The organism is Endozoicomonas sp., assembly GCF_051008435.1.
Classification (GTDB): Bacteria; Pseudomonadota; Gammaproteobacteria; order Pseudomonadales; family Endozoicomonadaceae; genus Endozoicomonas_A.
Map to the genome: position 1 here is coordinate 1 of NZ_JBPCXO010000005.1, position 17591 is coordinate 17591.

Consider the following 17591-nt stretch of genomic DNA (forward strand, 5'->3'; position numbering starts at 1 on the left):
ATGGGTCTGTTCAGAGTGCGGAGCTGAACATCTGCGTGACGTAAACGCAGCAAGAAACATTCTTGCGGTCGGGCATGACCGTCTAGCTGTAGGAATCCCCGTCCTTTAGCGCGGGGAGGATGTCAAATCATTAAATTCTCATACGTCCTGGGCTAATTGGCTTATAAGCCTTGCCTGTATTGAGTGAAAATATGCTCGTCATAGAAACAGTCGTCTTTGTAAGCGGCTTTTTTCAATACCGCTTCTTCCGAATAGCCGGCTTTTTCCAACACTCTCATTGAAGCTTTGTTGGGGCTGAAGACGCCTGCAAACAGTCTTACGACTTCGGTGGTTTCAAAGATTTCTTTGGAAAGCTGTTTCACGGCTTCAGCGGCAATACCTTTCCCCCAGAAAGGTTCTCCCAGCCAGTAGCCAATGGAGGCCTGTTTTCTCTGTTCGAGCGTACCGGGTGTTGCACCAACAACACCTGCAAATTCACCGTGCCAGAGAATAGCCCGGTTGATACCTGCTTGACAGCCTGTTGAAACCCACCACTCAGCATTCTCACGGGTATAGGGAGAAGGGAAGGACTCCACCAGGTAACGGGATACTTTCTTATTATTGCCATTACGAACCAGCGGTTCGATATCGGATTCGTTTAATTCTCGGAGTTCTATCATACTTCTTATCCTTTTCTTTGATAGATAAAGCAATCCACCCATTGATTGTCTTTATTAGGGTTTTGGTATTTTCGGGCTTCGAAACCTGTTTTTGAAAACCCTGCTTTTTCGAGAACTTTTTGTGCGTCCAAATGCTTGCAGTCGCAATAAGTGTTGAGGCTGCAGCCTGAAGCCAGATCAGAACGCACAAGCCCTTCTAGCAATTCAGGCACAAGCCCTTTCCCGGAAAAGTCGTGGCTGATGCCAAAATGAAATTCCAGGGATTGCCGGCGACGGATCAGGGTGAGTTGTCCGATAGCGGACTGGCTCTTTCTTTCCTCGATAACCAGTATCAGCCGGTTGTCTTTTGTCCAGGCATCCTGTGTGGACCATGTCTCGAGTTTTTCTGTTGTGTTTGTGGCGGACTCATGAGGAAGCCGGGCAAGAAATCTCGACTCTTTTAAACGGCCTGTATACCGTTCAAAAAGGCTCTGGCTGTCATTATTTCTGGCCAGTCGGGCTGACAGCCTCTTGGTCTCAATTCGGAACATGCCGGTTAAAGTGCTCTTTTCATTAATTGTCCGCGCTTCCCTTCGGACTTACCTTCTTTGATCCAGCCGTTTTTCATATAGAAAGCTTCAGCCCTGTCATTACCTGGAATGTATCGCAGGAAGGCGCGGGTGCAGCCAGTGTCTGAAAATATCTTGAGTGTATAGTCATGGATTTTCTGCCCCATACCCTTGCCACGCCACTGGGGAACCAGATAGAAAAGGTTGATGTATCCTTCTCTTTCTCCAGTGCTATCGTGAATTCGACTTCTGAACTCCAGTTGTCCAATGATTTCATCCTGATGCAGTATCATCAGAAAGCCTTCAGGGTATTTCTCTGCCAGAAATTGGAACCAGTCTTTAGTCTCTGCTTCACAAAAGTCTTCCAGGTTGCCATGGCTGATCTGCCAGGCATCCCGTCGAAACCGTATGCAACGTTTGAGGTCTTTTTTCAGGTTAACCGGCTGAACAGAGAATGACATTCTGACAGTCCTTTTCTTGTTATTACTAAACGACAAGTGAAGTTTTATACCATGACTGCCGGATTGTATAGCACTGTGGTCAAGTGGTAGCGGCTGGAAGAAATAAGTCAGTAAACCCTGCTGAAGGAATCAGCAGGATCATGTCATCGAGAAAAGGTTTTGGTCATAGGGATGCAGGCAAGCTGGATTCCCCTGGGAGAGTGATAAGTGGAAACCTTATCACCAGTAAAGCCACAACGACGGTAAAAAGGAGCTGCATTCAGTGTTGAATCCAGTTTCATTTGGCAAAGACCGGCTTCTTTAGCGAGTTGTTCAAGATGAGCCATCATCATACGGGCAACGCCCATTCCCATAAACTGAGGGTCGACAAAAATAGCATCGATCATACCGTTCTCGGTATTAATCATACCCGTACCGGCTACTTCCCCTTCCATCATCACGACATGAAACTTCTGCTCAACGGTATCCATAAATTTCTCTGTGGCAGAACCTTCAGTCCATAGTGTCAGGACTTCATCGCTGTAATGAGCTTTGCACTCGGAGCGTATTGCTAGAGTGCGAAGCTCAAAAGCTTTTTGTGCATCACTTCGTTGTGCTTTTCTTATTTCCATTGTTGTCAGGGATCTCCTGCTGTTTTTATGGAAGTGCAGTGTTCAGAATGTAACGACTCTTTTTATGTTCTGAGAGCGGTACTTATCACTCAAGGCCGACAGTGACATACTCGGATAGAGTAGATAGAGCAGCCAGATTCGTAGGTTGTTGGTAACAATCCTGAAAAAGATTAAAGCCCGCCGGGTCATTTTTCTTTAACCAGCTGAGGCTTTTTTTAGGGCCAAAATACCAGAGTCCTCTGAGTTGAAAATAAATCTCCAGCAGATCAGTTTGCAGCCAGGTTCTTCGGTACAAACCTTCCAGATCATCTTGTTCAATGCGCTTGAGCATTTTTCGTATCCACTCAACGGTGTGCAGCTGGTCCTCTCTATTCAAAGGCTCAGGCCCTTCATGAATACGTTGCCGTATCTGTTCCAGAAAGTGTTCACCCAAATCACGAGTGTCCAGAGCGCAAAAGCCATCGCCCAGTTTCAGGAACTCATCTCGCTCAGCTTCCATGTCTTCTGTCTGATAAATCCAGGCATCCAGAAAGACGCCCTGAAAATCACGTGCGTCTTTATTCACCGCTGTATCATCACAGAAACAGGCAATATCAATATCGCTGGTGGCCGTCGCATCACCTCTGGCCCGGGAGCCGTAAACGATAATGGTATGGGGCTGGTATTTATCTTCCAGCTCCCTGACTGCAATCTCGACCCGTTTGTCCATATTTCAACGCTTCCGTGCTATTACGAGTCCATGGTTGCTGGAACCTAACAGAGAAGGTTCCCTGCAAACCGTAAAGTGATATTCCAGCCAGTGCTGGTAGGTATTTTCGTCAAAACCATTCACGCCGTTGCTGACATAGCGGCCATAGCCATCAGTGGCAGCATGCTCTAGTAGTTCGAATCCGGGTTGCTGAACCCGTTGTTCGATCTCTTCTGGTGTGCAGAAATAGCCTACTCTGAAGAATTGGTCTGCCGCTTCGTGACTGACGAGGCCTTGTTCAGAAAGTTCACTCAGTACATCAGGTGTAATCAACTCGGGAAAGTGTTGAGCAAAGAGTCCTGCCACAAAATGCCGGCTTATATAAGCTACTGCGACGACACCCCCTGGTTTGAGGACTCTGTAGGCTTCTGCCATCGCTTGCTGTCGATCAGATTCTTTCTGGAGGTGATAAAAAGGTCCGAGAATCAGAACCACATCCTGAGAGTCTGAGTCTATAAACGACAGGTCCGTTGCGCTGCTTTCATAAATGCTCAGATTAATCTGCTGCTCTTGAGACTTTCTGGTCAGAATCTCAACCTGATCCGGCACCAGTTCCACGGCATTGACCGAGATACCCTGGGCGGCATAATGCAGAGAGTAGCGACCCGTTGCTGCGCCAACTTCGGTTATCTGTGTTCCCTGCGGAATGTATTTTTCCATCAGGTGGGTGGTGGTGTCGAATTCCATTCGGGCGATGTTCTGCCTGACCAGTCGTGAGTCTTCATCGGCGTGGGTGTATTGCGCTATTAAATCGTTCATGATGTTTGTTCTTATTCTTTAATCTGTATTTCAGTCGCGTACGACGCCTGATAATGACCAGTCTCTTTGATGAATGCCTTTGTAATACTCTTGCCATCTGGCTTTTTGGCTTTCATGCTCGAAAACCCCCATCAGCCAACCTGTTTCAGCGGCAAAGTCGATATGAGCCTCTGGCAAAGCTGTGACAATGTTCTGATCAATCACAACCTGCTCACGAATAAATTGTGAGCCTTCCCAGACATGGGCCATTTCATCGGGATAATAAGCTGCGTTGGTCTGTTGTCGACCTTTCAGAATACCGGCTATGGCCAATAGCAGTGGCCCTGCACACACGGCTCCGATAACACTGCCTGATTGGGAAGCATTTTTAAGCAGCTGACTGAGAGCCTGGTTTTCGACAACGGAACCAGGATCCCCACCAGGTACTAGCAGGCAGTCAAAATGCTCTTTGAGAGCCTCTTCAAAACTCATATTGATCTGATAAAGCAGACCTGTAGAGCCTGGTAAGGTTCCTTTTACAGGAGCAGTTACATGAATTTCACATTGATTGGCAAGAAGCTCCAGCGCTGCTTTGATTTCGTATTCAATACAGCCCGGGTAAAGCAGCACCAGCACTTTTTTCTTCATTTCCATGCTTCCTGCATTTCTGACAGCGTATAACTGAATCAACAATTTCAGAAATTTGCATTAAACGACAATTGAAGTTTTATAACAATGAAATCCATTGATACATACAGGGTTCAAGCCAGCCCGATTAGTATGAGGTCTACTTTTTGGTACGTTAGTATTGCTTGTTTTGGTGTTTTCTATACTTCGATACAGAAATTCAGAACAAGAAGGTTATCGGATGTATCAATACTGGGTCAGGGCAGGGACTTGCTGGTTGTTGTTGGGGTGTTTTTTCCAGGTGCAGGCCTATGAATGCAGAGAACTTGAGCCTGTTGAATACGAGCAGACAATGTATGAACACATTGATCAGGGCCTTAAAGGCATCAAACAGGACCTGTTTGAACGATATGCCCAGTATCAGGTTGGGCCATTGAGCACAGAGAAGTTCAATGCCGCTGAACTGAAATTGTTAAACCTGATGGGGCTGATCTATGTCACATCATCGAAGTCGTCTACTGCAAGAAAGGGCGAGGAAAGCTATTTCTCTCTGGGAGATACCCTGGAACATGCCATCTACAAGTTGTCGGGAGAGGGAGATGAAAGCGATGAGGTCACCAATCTGCTGGAGGACCTGCTGGCCTGCTATGAGCGGTTTGATGGGTTCAACCTGTTGCCAAGAATCTCTCCGTTGATTTATTTGAATACCTATCGAATTCAGGGGGAAAGGCTCCTCGATTTCTATCGAGAGCTGTGTGATCGAAGCCAGCTGTGTGTCTTGGAAGTACTCTATCTGGTTAATTTGGGCATGATCAGCAGCGAAGAATTAAATCGTCAGATTGATAAGGGAAAAATGTCTAAAAAGGTGAAGCGTAATATTGGGCAGGTTGAGCAAGAGGTTAAAAAGATAGTGATTGATGTGCAGGGTGGGAAGGTTGTGCCCATTGGGGCTCGGGCTTTGATGGAGTGATAGTTGTTTCGATTGTTTCATATGTGGATTTTTAAAAGCAATATATATGTTGCTTTATTGTTAAGGCAGATCAGTAGTCACTGTAAAGCAACTTATAAATTGCTTGCTTTCAATAAAGCAACTAAAGTGTTTCATTATATGGAAAAGAAACTTATACGTTTACATCTATGAGATCATTACTTCAGCAGCTTAAAAAGCGTCGTTTAGCTCTCGGCTTGAAGCAAAGCGATATGATGTTGCGGATAGGGGTATCCCGGCAGCAATATCAATATATTGAGTCGAAAGGAAACCCCAGGCTCGACACACTCGACCTTATTGCCAAAGGTTTGAACAGTGAACTTGTTCTGGTACCTAAAGATAAGCTGGATCAGGTCAGAGCTGTGCTTGAGAGCAAGGATATTGATCGGGAAAAAACGTCTGATCCTGAAAATACGGTAAGCAAAGGTCTGTCTGATGACCCATGGAAGGGGCTGCTGGAGGACAAAGGTTGAGTATTCATCAGGTAGATGAGGTTGGTGTACTTAAACTTTTGTTGCATGGCAGGCTTATTGGTTATCTCACCAGTCATCGTAGTGGAAGAAATGCCTTAAGTTTTATTGATGAGTTTAAGGAAGATAGAAACCGTCCCACCTTCACTTTAACGACACATCCAGACTTTCCTCGTTCAGATATTCTATTAAATGAGTCTTGGACAAGAAGTCATAGGCTGCATCCTGTTCTGTCCAACCTGTTACCGGAAGGTGCATTAAGGGAATTGATTGCTCAGGGGCTGAAGGTTCATATAGATAATGAGTTTCAAATTCTATCGTATCTGGGGGAGGACCTGCCGGGAGCATTAATTGTTCAACCCGTTGACCCTGAAGAGGTCCCCGAAAATATATTATCGAGTCATGAAAAGGCTAAAGCTGTAAAGGTAGAGGGCTCTGTCCGGGAGAATAAATTCTCTTTGGCAGGTGTGCAGATGAAGTTTTCCGTGAAGGAAAAGGAAGGGCGGTATAACTTATCCAGAGGAGGGGTTCTGGGTGACTGGATAATCAAAACTCCGTCAACCATGCATCAATATGTCCCGTTGAATGAATTTACAGCTATGTCTCTGGCCTCGATAGTGGGCGTTGATATACCTGATATAAAGCTGGTGGAGCTGGACAAGCTTGATAACCTGCCACAAGTTAACTTGCCAGATGAAAAAGTAGCATTTGCAATCAGGCGGTTTGATCGTCACGAAGGCACCAGAATCCATATGGAAGACTTTGCTCAGGTGTTAGTGAAGTATCCTCATGAGAAATACAGATTCGGTAACTATGAGCAAATAGGGAAGATCCTTTATCAATACTCTGGCGATGGTATACACGACATCCAGCAATTAGCTCGACGTCTGCTGGTGAACATTCTTCTGGCAAATGGTGATGCTCATTTGAAAAACTGGAGCCTGCTTTACTCCGACGAGGTAACTCCAAGACTCTCTCCCGCATACGACATTCTTACGACCAGCGTTTATATTGAGGATGAAAAACAGTTTGCTCTCAATTTAGGGAAAACCAAAAACTGGTATGAAGTCTCCTATGAGCATTTCCAATTATGGTCCGAAAAGGCAGATATACCCTGGAGAGTCGTTAAACCTCATCTTGATGATGTTCTGGATAAAGCAAGAACTCTATGGCCCGAAAAGCTACAGGAGCTACCTATGCTTGAAGAGCACAAAATCAAACTAAAAGAGCACTGGAAAAAACTGTCGAAAGATTTCCGGGTTTGAGGTTAATGTTTTATCGGAAAAGTGCTCTAGTCATTTTTGTGAACCCGCTACGCGGTCTAAAATTCCCGTTCGGCCAATAAAAAACCCCATGTCTTGCGACATGAGGTTTTGTGTTGGTGGAGGCGGCGGGAATTGAATTCTATATTTACATTTTATTTGTTCTTTAAAATCAATAAGTTGTATATATATCAACAGGTTGTGGAGGAACAAGTGTGCCACTGATAGCAGCTGTTTGCGGCTGTATTCAATTTGAGTCGACACCCTTTTGGGTCGGTATACGACAACTGCTTGTCAAAAATTGATTAAGGTGTTTGACTTATTTTCTGGAATCCATGGTTGGCTCTTCCTCCTGCTCTTGTTCATCATCCTCATCTGGCTCGAAGATCCTTTGTGGATCTCCCACTGACTGTGGCTCATCATCATATGGCCCTTCCGAAAACAGTTCCTTAGATCGTTTTCTGAGCCTTTTCAAAAGTTCGTAATGTGTCTCTCTCATAAATGGTTACTTAAACTCACCTTCAGCCCAAAGCTTCTCAAACTCTGCCTTGGATCTCATTCGCCGATTCACACACTCAACCATATTTTCATTCGCTCTAATCCCTTCGCATTCCCAGGGAGTGTGGTACCAAGTCTCAAAAGTATCGTCTTTCCTGCGTTGTTCTTCCTGCTGTTTACGCTTCTCTTCCAGAATTCGTCTATTTTCTGCCGCTTCAGCTCTGGCTTTTGCAAGGGAAAGTTCTGCTCTGGCCTTAGCCTCCTGAGCCAGACGGGCTTTCTCTACAGCTTGCAGTCTCTGTGCTTCTTTGAGCTTCTGTTGTTGCTTCTCGGCCAATTCCTGGCTGTGTTGAACAAGAGAGTCACCATACATAGTAAATATTTTTGGAATGGAGGAGATTCCCAAGACGAAAACAACAAACGCGATAATTCCAATGATTATCCTGGGGTCAATTGGAAATGTATTTGTGGGACGCTGCTTGTAAGCTCTGAGTGGAGGTTCATCCTCATCCTCCGATCGAAATGGATCTTGATAATGAGTATCAGCCTTTGTATGTAGCATCTGGTGACATTTTGGATAGTTGCTACATCCCCAGAATCTCTCCCCTTTACTCTTACCCTTGGATCTGGTTCGGAGCACCATCTTGATATCACACGTTGGGCAAGTTGGGGTTTTATAATCGCCAGCTAAGGTATTTTCATAGATAGATAGGCGCTTATCTAATGGGAGTTGTTCTATGAGTTTCAGTAACCTGGTGCCTGATAAAAGTAATAACTTTTTGTTTTCAGCAAATGCCCTGGCATCATCTGTGAAGTCACTGGAAGTGATAAAAACACCTTGTTGAACACCATGGGCGGCCATTACGCCATAGAGTTCGCGGATAGCTTTAACGCCAATTTTTTGATGTGACCAAGCTTTACACTGTACAAATACATCTGCTTTGTTCGCAGCATCTGGCCGACTGATAATGATGTCGATACCACCATCAGCTCCAATATCAGTCAGCCGTGCTTCGAAGCCTTTAGCGTGAAAATAGTCTTTGCATAAGACTTCGAACCTTTTCCAATCCATCTCCTGAAGATGCGATAAATTCAGACTATTAACGCTTGAGCTTCCTGCTGGGTTAGATGCTTCCAAAACTTCTCCCTTAGGATCAGAGACTCAGAACAATTTTTGTTCAGTCCTTCTCTGACCAACTTTCCTTGGTGGTATACAACGTAGCTCTTATTCTTATTGCTCTAATCCTACATATGGCTGAATTCCAGTGCCACCACTTCTGAAATAGTTTTCCTTTCAGGGGGGGGAGACATTTTCTGAGGCTATTGTATTGCGATACTGAATCTTTGTTCCCAGGAAGCAAATAGATCGTCACTGACTTCCTCTTGGCTCACCTCCCTCTGAACGAATGTAATTCTGAACAATCAAAATCTTAAGCGTCAACAAAGTGTTGTGGACACAGATTCTTGCCTGTTCCTGTACAAATTACATTCATCAAGAGGTAAGCCGTTATGAAAAACTCAATGACAAACCCTATGCTTTGCACCCTGATCCACCTGATAAAGAATCAGTTGGAACTAAAGAGAAGCGAGATATCCAACCTGTCTCAATACACCACCAAAGTCATCAGGGAAACCTACAGTGACGAAGTGGATGAGCTGGTTGTCATCAAGCATATGCTGGAGGCAGAGCTGAAAGGAGAGAGCCTTGAGCGCCAGCTGCCACTCAAGTCGAAGTAAAAGGGGTTTCCCCTTTTACTTCTTCATGGGTATTCATTGCTGATTGGGTAGGAAAGTCAGGCCTTGGAAGGCTTATTACGCTAATCATATTCTGCCAGGTTTGTACTGAAAGTCAGTCCAGATAGCTCAAGTGATTCAACCAAACTCTTGAACTCAGATGTACAGAAAATACGGACTCGTTTGTCGTAAGTGAGTTTGAAAATAGGTGGTGTTGGCAGCTCCGAAAAAGAAAGCTGCTTTATTCCAGTTACTTTTCCATTACGAAGAGTCTGTTCACTAGCTACATGATCAATACAGTCATCGGCGAGTGTAGTTGCGTTCCAGATATACCAGGTATCATCATCAATTGTCATGGGTAAGAGCTCACCATAGCCACTTAGAAAGCTATTTAAAGCCTCATAGGCAGCTGGTGAAAGTGCCAGATGGTGTTGCCAGAAAGTAATATCAGGAGTATGAGCTTCCGCACCAGGCTTCTTTTGTTCAAGCGTACCGTTTACTGAGTTCCAGTTGGCAGCAAGAGAACCATTGAAGTCTTTACCTGTTGATCCACGAAGAATTTTGACCAGTTGTAGTGATGATATATAGGCGGCCATGTAGAGATCGCTGTTGTACTCTATACGAAAGATCATTAGGTTTCTCCTTTTGACTTCATAACGACAGGATCAAAGCTGCTGTGTTGCAGTTGGTGTCTGATACCATCTCCTTTTGCCAGAGCTTCTCTAATACTCTGCTCATCCATTTCGAATGTAATTTCTCTTTCCAGCCAGCGATAATAATGCCAGCGATGAATTCTCCCGTGAACAACTGCATTTGGAAAGTCTGTCCCGATTCTATCTCGTTCAGCTTTCGGCAGCCATGCTCCATTATCTGGATCGTCAACACGGATATTATTGAGTGCAAGAATAGCTCTTAATACATCTGCTTCACCATGAGCACCAGAAATAATGGCATGAGCTTCCCAGCGTGGTGCTGGTTTAGCCAGACCAGAAGCCCTCATGTGTTTTCCTAGTCTATCACTGTCGTGAGCTTCACTAACGAAGGCTTCATCATCATGGGTTGCTGCCTGATAGGTTGCGAGATTAGCCTGTAACTGACTTATATTTCTGATGTGATTCAGTTCAGTCTTTATATAACTTTCAAGCTCTTTCCTGGTTTTAGCTTTGAGCTTAGGATTGTTTTTCAGTCTGCTAATGGCCTGGTCTACTGGTTTTTGCAGTGCATAGGCTACTTCTTGAGGGGGGAGCATCCTGCTTCCTTAATTATTGTTGCTACTTTGGGGTAGATTTTTACACAGCTTTGGCCTTGTTTCTATGGCGAAAGCAAGTAATGAACTACCTGAAAATAAAAATGGTTGGGGAGCTATACTCCCTATCTTTTAGCTAAATATAGCTTTCGAAAGTTATCGACGGAATAGTCTTAAGTATGAGGATATTTAGTGGTAAGTATTACATATAGGATAATGCTTTCCTGACAAAAAGTTTTTCAAAATTAGATAGATAAGAAAATGAATCTTTCTTGTGCTCTGAAAGTGATTCTATAACCGAGTCGATATTTTCTAAATCATCGAACTCGACATTGTTTATGATTTTTTTCGCTATCTGATTTGGAATTCCAAACTCTTCAAGGGAATTAATTGCGGCAGGTAAATAAAAGTGTTCAAGTGATGTGGCAAAAGGTTTGTAGTCACCATGGTTATACCCAAATCGACTAAATATAACTTCTTGTATATCACTAATTGCATACAATATTTTTGGAAGGTTGTAGTTCACTAAATTTTTCTTAAAATTGAAAACAGATTGAACAGCATCATCAATATTATAATTTTTATTGCCTTTTTTCCAGAAAACAAAATCCTGATTAATTAAATCCTTATCATCAACCTTCTTGATGATGTCGATTAACTTTTTAAATAGTTGCTGCTCTGATCTGACAGTGCCACCAGCCATAGATGACACATTAAAATACTTGAACATAATCATGGATAAGTGACGTAGCTGCTCTGATGTCGGATAGATGCTATCCCACTGCATCTGCTTATTCCAAGAACCACAGTTAGTTATTAAATCATTTGCAAAATCAATTAATCTATTTGGAGGGACTCCTTGGTGTTTAAGAAGCAGTGGCAAAGGAAGAATGTTTTGATCATAAAATTTTCTAACTTTACTTTTATTTTGTTCATCCTTTACTTCAGTACCTAAATGTAAAAGTAGTGACTCTGATGCGTTATCACTTTGAGTTAGAATAGGAACGTCAATGAATGGTAGCTCGACTTTTGGCCTATCACCTAAAATAAATACATTTCCGACGAAATGTTCAAACATTCTACCAGATCGGCCTGAGATATTATTGAATGTAAACATGTCTAGTTTAGTTCTTCTAGTAATGCAGTCATCGTATATCACAATATTTTTTGCATTAGTATTTACACCTTCGATTAAGGTAGATGTGCAGATCAATATGTTAATCTTTGAATCATTAAATAAATCTACTATTAATGCTCCAACAGCTCTCGGCAACTGAGCATGGTGGTAGGCAATGCCGTGCTTTACTCCTTCAACGAGGGTCCAGTTTTTATGGAAATTATCAGATAACCACTCAGCTAGATCATTATTGTTACCATCAGGGGTTAGTAATCCCGATTCTAGTATACGACACATAAGAGAGCTGGAACGCTTAGGTGACTTACAATAAATAACAGTTTGCTCATTGCGCCCAATGTTTTCTAATATTTGGAAAAGTTTTTGATCTCTTTCTATATCAATATCAGCATCTTTACCTGTTGTTTCTAAAGGATAAAAATGCTCATTTGTGGCAACAGTTGCGTATGAATCAAATTTAAGAAAAGTGCATCTCAATTCTTCTTCAATACCAGAGACAAGTCCATTTATTTTTGGGCCTAGCATATAAAAACGCTTGCATTTTTTATATAGCTCTCTGAACGCTAAATTTAAGCGGTCACACCTTTCATCATTTTTCTTTGTAGGCGCTAATTTGTAAAATTCATCAACAATAAAAAAATCTATAGATGAAAAGTTATTGTATTCTAGAACCCTTTCCTGGGTAAATATGTAGATGTTTCGATGACTGGGTTGCTGAGTAACTTGTGTGATGACTTTGTAGTTTTCTCTGTAGCTGAACAGTTTTTTCTTTAATTCATCAATTAACGCGATTGTTGGAACTACAATGACAATGTTGTCAAATTCATTACTTGCTACCAGAGCCTCTATAATCAAGCTTTTTCCGAAACTAGTTGGTGCGCTGAGAATAACGTTTTGCTCATTCATTATTCTATGGAACACTTCGGCTTGACGTATATGAAATGTCTTTTCTTTGTCTTGTGGGGTTGTAAATAAACTGTGTTTTATTCTATCTCTTATTGTTGAATTTTCTTGGTCTATGTATGGGAAAAGCCCTAACTCTCCTAGTAAGTGGTCAAGGATGAAAGCATCCTCCATTTCATCCTTCCGCTCTAGAGCTCTAATAACAATATCTTGAACTAAAGACTCATTAGTATGGGAGTTGAACTTATTGATGAGGGAAGGAAGAAAGTTATCCCAGTCATTAAATGAGTAGTCGTTCAGCTTGTTTTTTGCTTTTTGGTACCAATTACTCATGAGTTTAATTCCTTTAGTAGTGCGCCATTAATTTGGTTGATGCTAGATACAGGAAAATAAAAAACCCTTAAGTTGATTAGTTTTGTCAGCTTCTCGTTAACTTCTTCTTTGATTAGCTTTCGGCATTCTTGAATTTTTTCTTTGAAATTTTTTAGAAAGTCATCTTTGTTGTAACTGGTAATGATTTCACTGTCATGCATAATGAAAACTGGTATTATGATTTTATCAAACCTATCTTCTAAATTCAGGCTGGAATCTGCAAGTCTTTCTAGTTTTTCCTTATGTGGCCATGATGAATCAATCTCGGAAGTAAGTGCGTAGAAACGTTTTTTTAAAGATTGTATACTTGCTATATATTCAACTGTGTTAATTGCTTGTGTTACAGCATCTTCAACAGTTGTGTTAACTGAGGATGCGCCTATCCATAATTCTATGCTATCAAAATTTAAAATGGCATGAGTACATGAAAACGTTTTATTGTTTTGGTCGAAAACTTTATTCATTATGGGAATGGTAGAGTATGACTCACGAATTGCTATGTGTAAGCAAAGATCCCCTAATGCATTTAAATCTTCAGCTGGATAGTTGTCTCTGGCATATTTAAATAGCCTTCTTTCTCCACCTGAAAAATTAGCTTTTTCGTAATTCCTAAAAAACTGCTGGACAGAGAAAGAGAATAATACTTTTCCCTTGCAGCGACTATCCTTTATCCCATGGTTTTCTCAACCCGCAACGAACAGCAGAGTGAACAGACTGCAAAGCTTCTTAGGTTTATCACTCAGCAGCAAGAACAGATCACTCAGCAGCAAGAACAGATCACTCAGCAGCAAGAACAGATCACTCAGCAGCAAGAGCAAATTGCTCTTCTGAAAGAGCATATCGAAGCTCTTGAGGCAGAGATACGGCAATTGAAAAAGCTGCCGCCAAAACCAGACATAAAGCCGAACACAAAGCCGTCTGATGACGAAGCCAGCGGCGGGATTGACTTTGATACATCGACTCAAGAAGATGGCAGTACAGAAGATGGCGACCGAAAACGCAAAGTCAGCAAGCCGGATGAGCGCACTCGAAACCCGCGTAAATCACCGTCTAAACCACCCATTGAAAAAAGCATAGAGCTTGAGGTGGAGAACGTACCACTGGGCTCCACCTGGAATGGCTATACACCATTCGACATTCAGGAGCTGACGATTAAGGCAACCAGCATCCGCTACCTATTGGCGCAGTGGATAACGTCTGATGGCAAAACACTGACAGCAAAGCCTCCGGCTAGCTTGCACAGTCATCATTATGGATCAGAATTACAAGCCTATGTTCTCCACCAGTATTACGGATGCTCGGTTACTCAGCCTCAGTTACTGGAATCACTCTGGGATATGGGGCTATCGATATCGGATGGTGAATTGAGTCATCTCATCATCAAGGGGCATGACGCATTTCATGCCGAAAAAGATGACATTCTGGCTACAGGCATTCGCTGCTCCAGCTACCTTCAGACAGACGACACGGGTACAAGGCATAAGGGGCAAAATGGCTACTGCACCATTATTTGTAATGAGTCATTTGCCTGGTTTGCGAGCACCAGGAGCAAAAGCCGGGAAAACTTTCTGAGCCTTTTGCACCGCCCGTATCGGACTTACACGCTGACAGAAGATACTCTGGCGTATCTGGAAGAATATAAGTATCCAAAAAAATGGTTGAGAGTCATCAAGCGGTATATCGGAGTGACCTTTCTGAACCGTAAGGCATGGGAATCCTGCATGGACGACCACGGTCTAACGGGAAAGAAGCGTCGCCAACAAGCCTGTGAAGCATTGATTTATGCCAGCCTGATCCACCATGGTGCGGGACATCTCACAACCTTTAGTGATGGGGCGCAGCAGTTTAATGTCTTTAAGCATGCTCAGTGCTGGATACATGCAGAGAGAGGTTTAGCCAAGGTTCACCCGGTGAATGACCAGCAGACAAAGGCTCAGTACTGGTGTCGAACATGGCTTTGGGCTATTTACAATGATCTGAAAGCATTCAAGGCTGCACCTGATGAAGAGAGTGCTCTCAGCGTATGGTTGGGCTTTCAGGCACTTATCCAGACGCAAACCGGTTGTGATGACTTGCAGGTAGCATTGGCAGGTCTTTCAGTTATAGAAAAAGAGTTGTTACTGGTATTGGATGATCCGAGATTGCCACTGCACAACAACCTGAGTGAGAGCCAGATACGCGAATACGTCAAGCGACGAAAGATCAGCGGTGGAACGAAAAGCGAAGCTGGGCGGCAATGTCGCGACACTTTTGCCAGCCTGAAGAAAACGTGTCGCCTGTATGGTCTTTCATTCTGGGACTATCTGACAGACAGGTTAACAGGCAGTGGCTCGTTTCCAAGGCTGACGGACTTGATTGAAAAAGCTTCTCACATACTACCTTGTGGGCTTTGCAGCAGTTATTAAGAAGCTACCCTTTTCACTTATCGTAGGTAATAACCATGAAAAGGATTGTGATATTTCTATTGATATATTCCACGAATTCATTTTCTGGAGCATTAGCATATAAATCAAGTGTACAATCATTTACCATTGCTGCGTTTTTGATGACAGGGGTTTTTAAGTATGATCTGAAAGGTTATATTTCAGACTTAACTCTTCATAAACAAGACAACTTTGTTTTTTCTTCTGATAAAGAAAAACCTACATTGAAAAAGAAGTCATGTATCTCATACCCTATAAATTGTCCTGGTGATAAAAAGGAGGGCTCACAGAAAAATGAGGGTCAAGCTTCGGAACAATCTGGCAATCAAAAAGTTCAGCAAACAGTAGATTCTACCAAAATAGGCACTAAAAAAAAGGCGTTATTTTGTGGTTCGGATGGAAATGATCCAGATCCACCTGAAGAAAACCAAGATAATCCAGCAGAAAAATATGGTGCTGAATGCTTACCTGTATGGAAAGATGAGCAATCTGAAAACACAATTGTTTTTGTAATTAAAACTAAAAACCTTCGAGTGCCAGATAAAAAGTCAGATTCAGGCCATACCACACCTGCTGCAAAGATTTACATAGATGGACAAGCAGTTACATTTTACATTAGATGGGGGTCCTCAGAAAGTTCTGATCCGTTTTTGGTCGCTAGGGGGGAGAACTGGAAAACACAAGAAAGTTCAGATGAAAGCCCCTCAGATGAAAGCCCCAAGGATGTGTTGATGCTCTTTTTAAGCATGCTAGCTCAAACAACTCCACAGTCTACTTTAGAAGAGATCGATGAAGTTGTCCCACATTGTGTGCTCCCTCGTGTCACTAGAGGAGATGGTCATAACTACATAATATGGGGTAGAAATAACTTTCGTCTTGCTAATCATCCGACTATTAATATCCCGACTATAAGTCTCAGTTCGAGTTCTGCTTTCACTGGTGCGGAAGCCTTGAATCCCAATGGTTGGAGTCAGAACAGCATTTGGGGTATTCATGTAACAGATCATAATAACACCGTTGCTATTTCACTTGAAGAAATAACATTTCAAGATAGAGCCGACACTTTTTTGTGGGATGGGCATGCAATGGATGGGTGGAGAGCGTCTGAACTAAGAGACCACTTACAAACAGATCATAATATTGAAGCGGATGGTCTAATAACTGAAATCAATCAATTACCCGCTATCCAAGGCTGTAGCCACTGTGAAAGAATATCAATGCAAAGTAAACAGCTACATGCTTTCTGGAGTTCACTACAAACCCTTCTGGATAGGGAAGATTGCCCTGATGAACTCCATTTTAAAGTGACCATTAGACCAAAGCAATCTTAACAAGCTGTTCCCTGATTGGTTACGGCTAAAACCAGCCATTTAAATCGGGTAAGGGCTGACTTTTCTTCAGCCCTCCCCACACCACCCGGCATGCGGGTCCGCACCGGGCGGTTCACTGAAAGTTTTAACCGTTTACAGCTTCATTAGCCTGTTTTACCTGCCTTTATCTTCATACTTGAATCCAAAGCTTGCACACAGGCTCACCTGTAAACGGCCAAAGCCGGTTTCATGCTCTGTCGCCAATATCGGGTAAGGGCCGGTCGGCTCGTTCGATATTGAGGGAACATGACTCCTCTCTGCTTTCCGTGTTCAGCCCTTCGTTGGCGACTCCTGTCGAACAACTACTATGGCTTCTGCTGACTTCTGCCTGAACACAAACAGAGTTACCCCTGTATGCGCTATCGTGTGTTCATCGCGTTCGCTCGTTCTGGCTGATGACACCAGAACGCCAGGCCTGTGAAACCAGTGGCCAAACTGGATAGTGAACACGATCGCCTGTCGGGCAGATCTCCCCGGATAAGGACATGAACCTTCAGTGCACAACCGCCGCATTTACCGTATCTCGCAACCGGGGGGCTTCGTGATCATTGGCCCACTCGCCCCAGAGACTCGGCCTTGTATGCGATTTCTGTTCGTCGGCTCGCACCTTTGCACTCGGGCTTCCTCCGCACAGCACCTCGCGGGGCTGCACTTGCCGTCGGCTAGTGGTTAGGATTTGTCTAAAAATAACTTCCTGACTTCACCCTGCCTCAGGAGTGGCAGTGTAGTTCCATCTGGGTAGAAGCTTATCAAACTGAATAGTCATATTTTCTTTAAAATCGGCTGCATATTTTCGAC

At 43.2% G+C, this 17591-nt stretch carries 19 protein-coding genes; 7 read left to right on the top strand and 12 right to left on the bottom strand.

The genetic code is table 11. From position 1 onward, the window contains the following. The coding region (locus tag ACR2PX_RS00145; protein WP_433997355.1) for a zinc ribbon domain-containing protein at positions 1–109 on the top strand (109 nt) is incomplete at its 5' end. A 52-nt stretch (positions 110–161) separates the two neighbouring features. On the opposite strand, the gene ACR2PX_RS00150 is transcribed toward ACR2PX_RS00145, so the two are convergent. The 7 genes from ACR2PX_RS00150 to ACR2PX_RS00180 form a co-directional block, all read right to left on the bottom strand. Then, complete coding sequence (locus ACR2PX_RS00150) at positions 162–659, bottom strand: GNAT family N-acetyltransferase (RefSeq protein WP_433997338.1); 498 nt, start codon at positions 657–659, stop codon at positions 162–164. Between the two features lie 5 nt (positions 660–664). Continuing rightward, positions 665–1189 (bottom strand): GNAT family N-acetyltransferase, encoded by a 525-nt coding sequence (locus ACR2PX_RS00155; RefSeq protein WP_433997339.1) that lies wholly within the window; start codon positions 1187–1189, stop codon positions 665–667. Positions 1190–1194: 5 nt separating this feature from the next. Next, positions 1195–1668 (bottom strand): GNAT family N-acetyltransferase, encoded by a 474-nt coding sequence (locus tag ACR2PX_RS00160; protein WP_433997340.1) that lies wholly within the window; start codon positions 1666–1668, stop codon positions 1195–1197. A gap of 143 nt (positions 1669–1811) precedes the next feature. After that, complete coding sequence (locus ACR2PX_RS00165; protein ID WP_433997341.1) at positions 1812–2279, bottom strand: GNAT family N-acetyltransferase; 468 nt, start codon at positions 2277–2279, stop codon at positions 1812–1814. A gap of 85 nt (positions 2280–2364) precedes the next feature. Beyond that, complete coding sequence (locus ACR2PX_RS00170) at positions 2365–2988, bottom strand: nucleotidyltransferase domain-containing protein (protein WP_433997342.1); 624 nt, start codon at positions 2986–2988, stop codon at positions 2365–2367. A 3-nt stretch (positions 2989–2991) separates the two neighbouring features. After that, positions 2992–3786: a class I SAM-dependent methyltransferase gene (locus tag ACR2PX_RS00175; RefSeq protein WP_433997343.1), complete on the bottom strand. Its 795-nt coding sequence runs from the start codon at positions 3784–3786 to the stop codon at positions 2992–2994. A 30-nt stretch (positions 3787–3816) separates the two neighbouring features. Then, positions 3817–4413, bottom strand: coding sequence for a DJ-1/PfpI family protein (locus ACR2PX_RS00180; RefSeq protein ID WP_433997344.1), 597 nt, complete (start codon positions 4411–4413; stop codon positions 3817–3819). 220 nt (positions 4414–4633) lie between these two features. On the opposite strand from ACR2PX_RS00180, the gene ACR2PX_RS00185 reads away from it, so the two are divergent. The 3 genes from ACR2PX_RS00185 to ACR2PX_RS00195 all read left to right on the top strand — a co-directional run bounded on the left by ACR2PX_RS00185 (position 4634) and on the right by ACR2PX_RS00195 (position 7115). Further along, a complete protein-coding gene (locus tag ACR2PX_RS00185; RefSeq protein WP_433997345.1) occupies positions 4634–5362 on the top strand; it encodes a hypothetical protein in 729 nt (242 codons plus the stop codon). Positions 5363–5529: 167 nt separating this feature from the next. Then, positions 5530–5853, top strand: a complete 324-nt coding sequence (locus ACR2PX_RS00190; RefSeq protein ID WP_433997346.1) for a helix-turn-helix transcriptional regulator — start codon at positions 5530–5532, stop codon at positions 5851–5853. After that, entirely contained in the window at positions 5850–7115 is a 1266-nt protein-coding gene (locus ACR2PX_RS00195; protein ID WP_433997347.1) for a type II toxin-antitoxin system HipA family toxin, read from the top strand. Before ACR2PX_RS00190 ends, ACR2PX_RS00195 begins: the two co-directional genes overlap by 4 nt. A gap of 502 nt (positions 7116–7617) precedes the next feature. Here ACR2PX_RS00195 and ACR2PX_RS00200 read toward each other — a convergent pair. After that, on the bottom strand, positions 7618–8748 hold the full coding sequence (locus ACR2PX_RS00200; protein ID WP_433997348.1) for a DUF2034 domain-containing protein: 1131 nt from the start codon (positions 8746–8748) through the stop codon (positions 7618–7620). A gap of 371 nt (positions 8749–9119) precedes the next feature. Here ACR2PX_RS00200 and ACR2PX_RS00205 point away from each other — a divergent pair, with 371 nt between their 5' ends. Beyond that, positions 9120–9347 (top strand): hypothetical protein, encoded by a 228-nt coding sequence (locus ACR2PX_RS00205; RefSeq protein ID WP_433997349.1) that lies wholly within the window; start codon positions 9120–9122, stop codon positions 9345–9347. Positions 9348–9427: 80 nt separating this feature from the next. Here ACR2PX_RS00205 and ACR2PX_RS00210 read toward each other — a convergent pair whose 3' ends face one another. The 4 genes from ACR2PX_RS00210 to ACR2PX_RS00225 form a co-directional block, all read right to left on the bottom strand. Continuing rightward, positions 9428–9976 (bottom strand): hypothetical protein, encoded by a 549-nt coding sequence (locus ACR2PX_RS00210; RefSeq protein WP_433997350.1) that lies wholly within the window; start codon positions 9974–9976, stop codon positions 9428–9430. Continuing rightward, positions 9976–10593 (bottom strand): AHH domain-containing protein, encoded by a 618-nt coding sequence (locus ACR2PX_RS00215; protein ID WP_433997351.1) that lies wholly within the window; start codon positions 10591–10593, stop codon positions 9976–9978. The genes ACR2PX_RS00210 and ACR2PX_RS00215 overlap by 1 nt, the downstream gene beginning before the upstream one ends. 199 nt (positions 10594–10792) lie before the next feature. Then, positions 10793–12961 (bottom strand): DEAD/DEAH box helicase, encoded by a 2169-nt coding sequence (locus ACR2PX_RS00220; protein ID WP_433997352.1) that lies wholly within the window; start codon positions 12959–12961, stop codon positions 10793–10795. Next, positions 12958–13671: a Hachiman antiphage defense system protein HamA gene (locus ACR2PX_RS00225; RefSeq protein WP_433997356.1), complete on the bottom strand. Its 714-nt coding sequence runs from the start codon at positions 13669–13671 to the stop codon at positions 12958–12960. Before ACR2PX_RS00225 ends, ACR2PX_RS00220 begins: the two co-directional genes overlap by 4 nt. A 3-nt stretch (positions 13672–13674) precedes the next feature. On the opposite strand from ACR2PX_RS00225, the gene ACR2PX_RS00230 reads away from it, so the two are divergent. Continuing rightward, entirely contained in the window at positions 13675–15405 is a 1731-nt protein-coding gene (locus ACR2PX_RS00230) for an IS66 family transposase (protein WP_433997353.1), read from the top strand. A 35-nt stretch (positions 15406–15440) separates the two neighbouring features. Then, positions 15441–16754, top strand: a complete 1314-nt coding sequence (locus ACR2PX_RS00235) for a hypothetical protein (protein WP_433997354.1) — start codon at positions 15441–15443, stop codon at positions 16752–16754. The last annotated feature ends 837 nt before the right edge of the window (positions 16755–17591 follow it).

What these genes read in the sequence shown, in the direction of transcription:
- ACR2PX_RS00215 (WP_433997351.1), bottom strand. Translation starts at nt 10,593, where the DNA reads ATGCTCCCCCCTCAAGAAGTAGCCTATGCACTGCAAAAACCAGTAGAC.
- ACR2PX_RS00180 (WP_433997344.1), bottom strand. Translation starts at nt 4,413, where the DNA reads ATGAAGAAAAAAGTGCTGGTGCTGCTTTACCCGGGCTGTATTGAATAC.
- ACR2PX_RS00205 (WP_433997349.1), top strand. Translation starts at nt 9,120, where the DNA reads ATGAAAAACTCAATGACAAACCCTATGCTTTGCACCCTGATCCACCTG.
- ACR2PX_RS00160 (WP_433997340.1), bottom strand. Translation starts at nt 1,668, where the DNA reads ATGTCATTCTCTGTTCAGCCGGTTAACCTGAAAAAAGACCTCAAACGT.
- ACR2PX_RS00210 (WP_433997350.1), bottom strand. Translation starts at nt 9,976, where the DNA reads ATGATCTTTCGTATAGAGTACAACAGCGATCTCTACATGGCCGCCTAT.
- ACR2PX_RS00220 (WP_433997352.1), bottom strand. Translation starts at nt 12,961, where the DNA reads ATGAGTAATTGGTACCAAAAAGCAAAAAACAAGCTGAACGACTACTCA.
- ACR2PX_RS00150 (WP_433997338.1), bottom strand. Translation starts at nt 659, where the DNA reads ATGATAGAACTCCGAGAATTAAACGAATCCGATATCGAACCGCTGGTT.
- ACR2PX_RS00235 (WP_433997354.1), top strand. Translation starts at nt 15,441, where the DNA reads ATGAAAAGGATTGTGATATTTCTATTGATATATTCCACGAATTCATTT.
- ACR2PX_RS00185 (WP_433997345.1), top strand. Translation starts at nt 4,634, where the DNA reads ATGTATCAATACTGGGTCAGGGCAGGGACTTGCTGGTTGTTGTTGGGG.
- ACR2PX_RS00170 (WP_433997342.1), bottom strand. Translation starts at nt 2,988, where the DNA reads ATGGACAAACGGGTCGAGATTGCAGTCAGGGAGCTGGAAGATAAATAC.
- ACR2PX_RS00230 (WP_433997353.1), top strand. Translation starts at nt 13,675, where the DNA reads ATGGTTTTCTCAACCCGCAACGAACAGCAGAGTGAACAGACTGCAAAG.
- ACR2PX_RS00155 (WP_433997339.1), bottom strand. Translation starts at nt 1,189, where the DNA reads ATGTTCCGAATTGAGACCAAGAGGCTGTCAGCCCGACTGGCCAGAAAT.
- ACR2PX_RS00165 (WP_433997341.1), bottom strand. Translation starts at nt 2,279, where the DNA reads ATGGAAATAAGAAAAGCACAACGAAGTGATGCACAAAAAGCTTTTGAG.
- ACR2PX_RS00175 (WP_433997343.1), bottom strand. Translation starts at nt 3,786, where the DNA reads ATGAACGATTTAATAGCGCAATACACCCACGCCGATGAAGACTCACGA.
- ACR2PX_RS00190 (WP_433997346.1), top strand. Translation starts at nt 5,530, where the DNA reads ATGAGATCATTACTTCAGCAGCTTAAAAAGCGTCGTTTAGCTCTCGGC.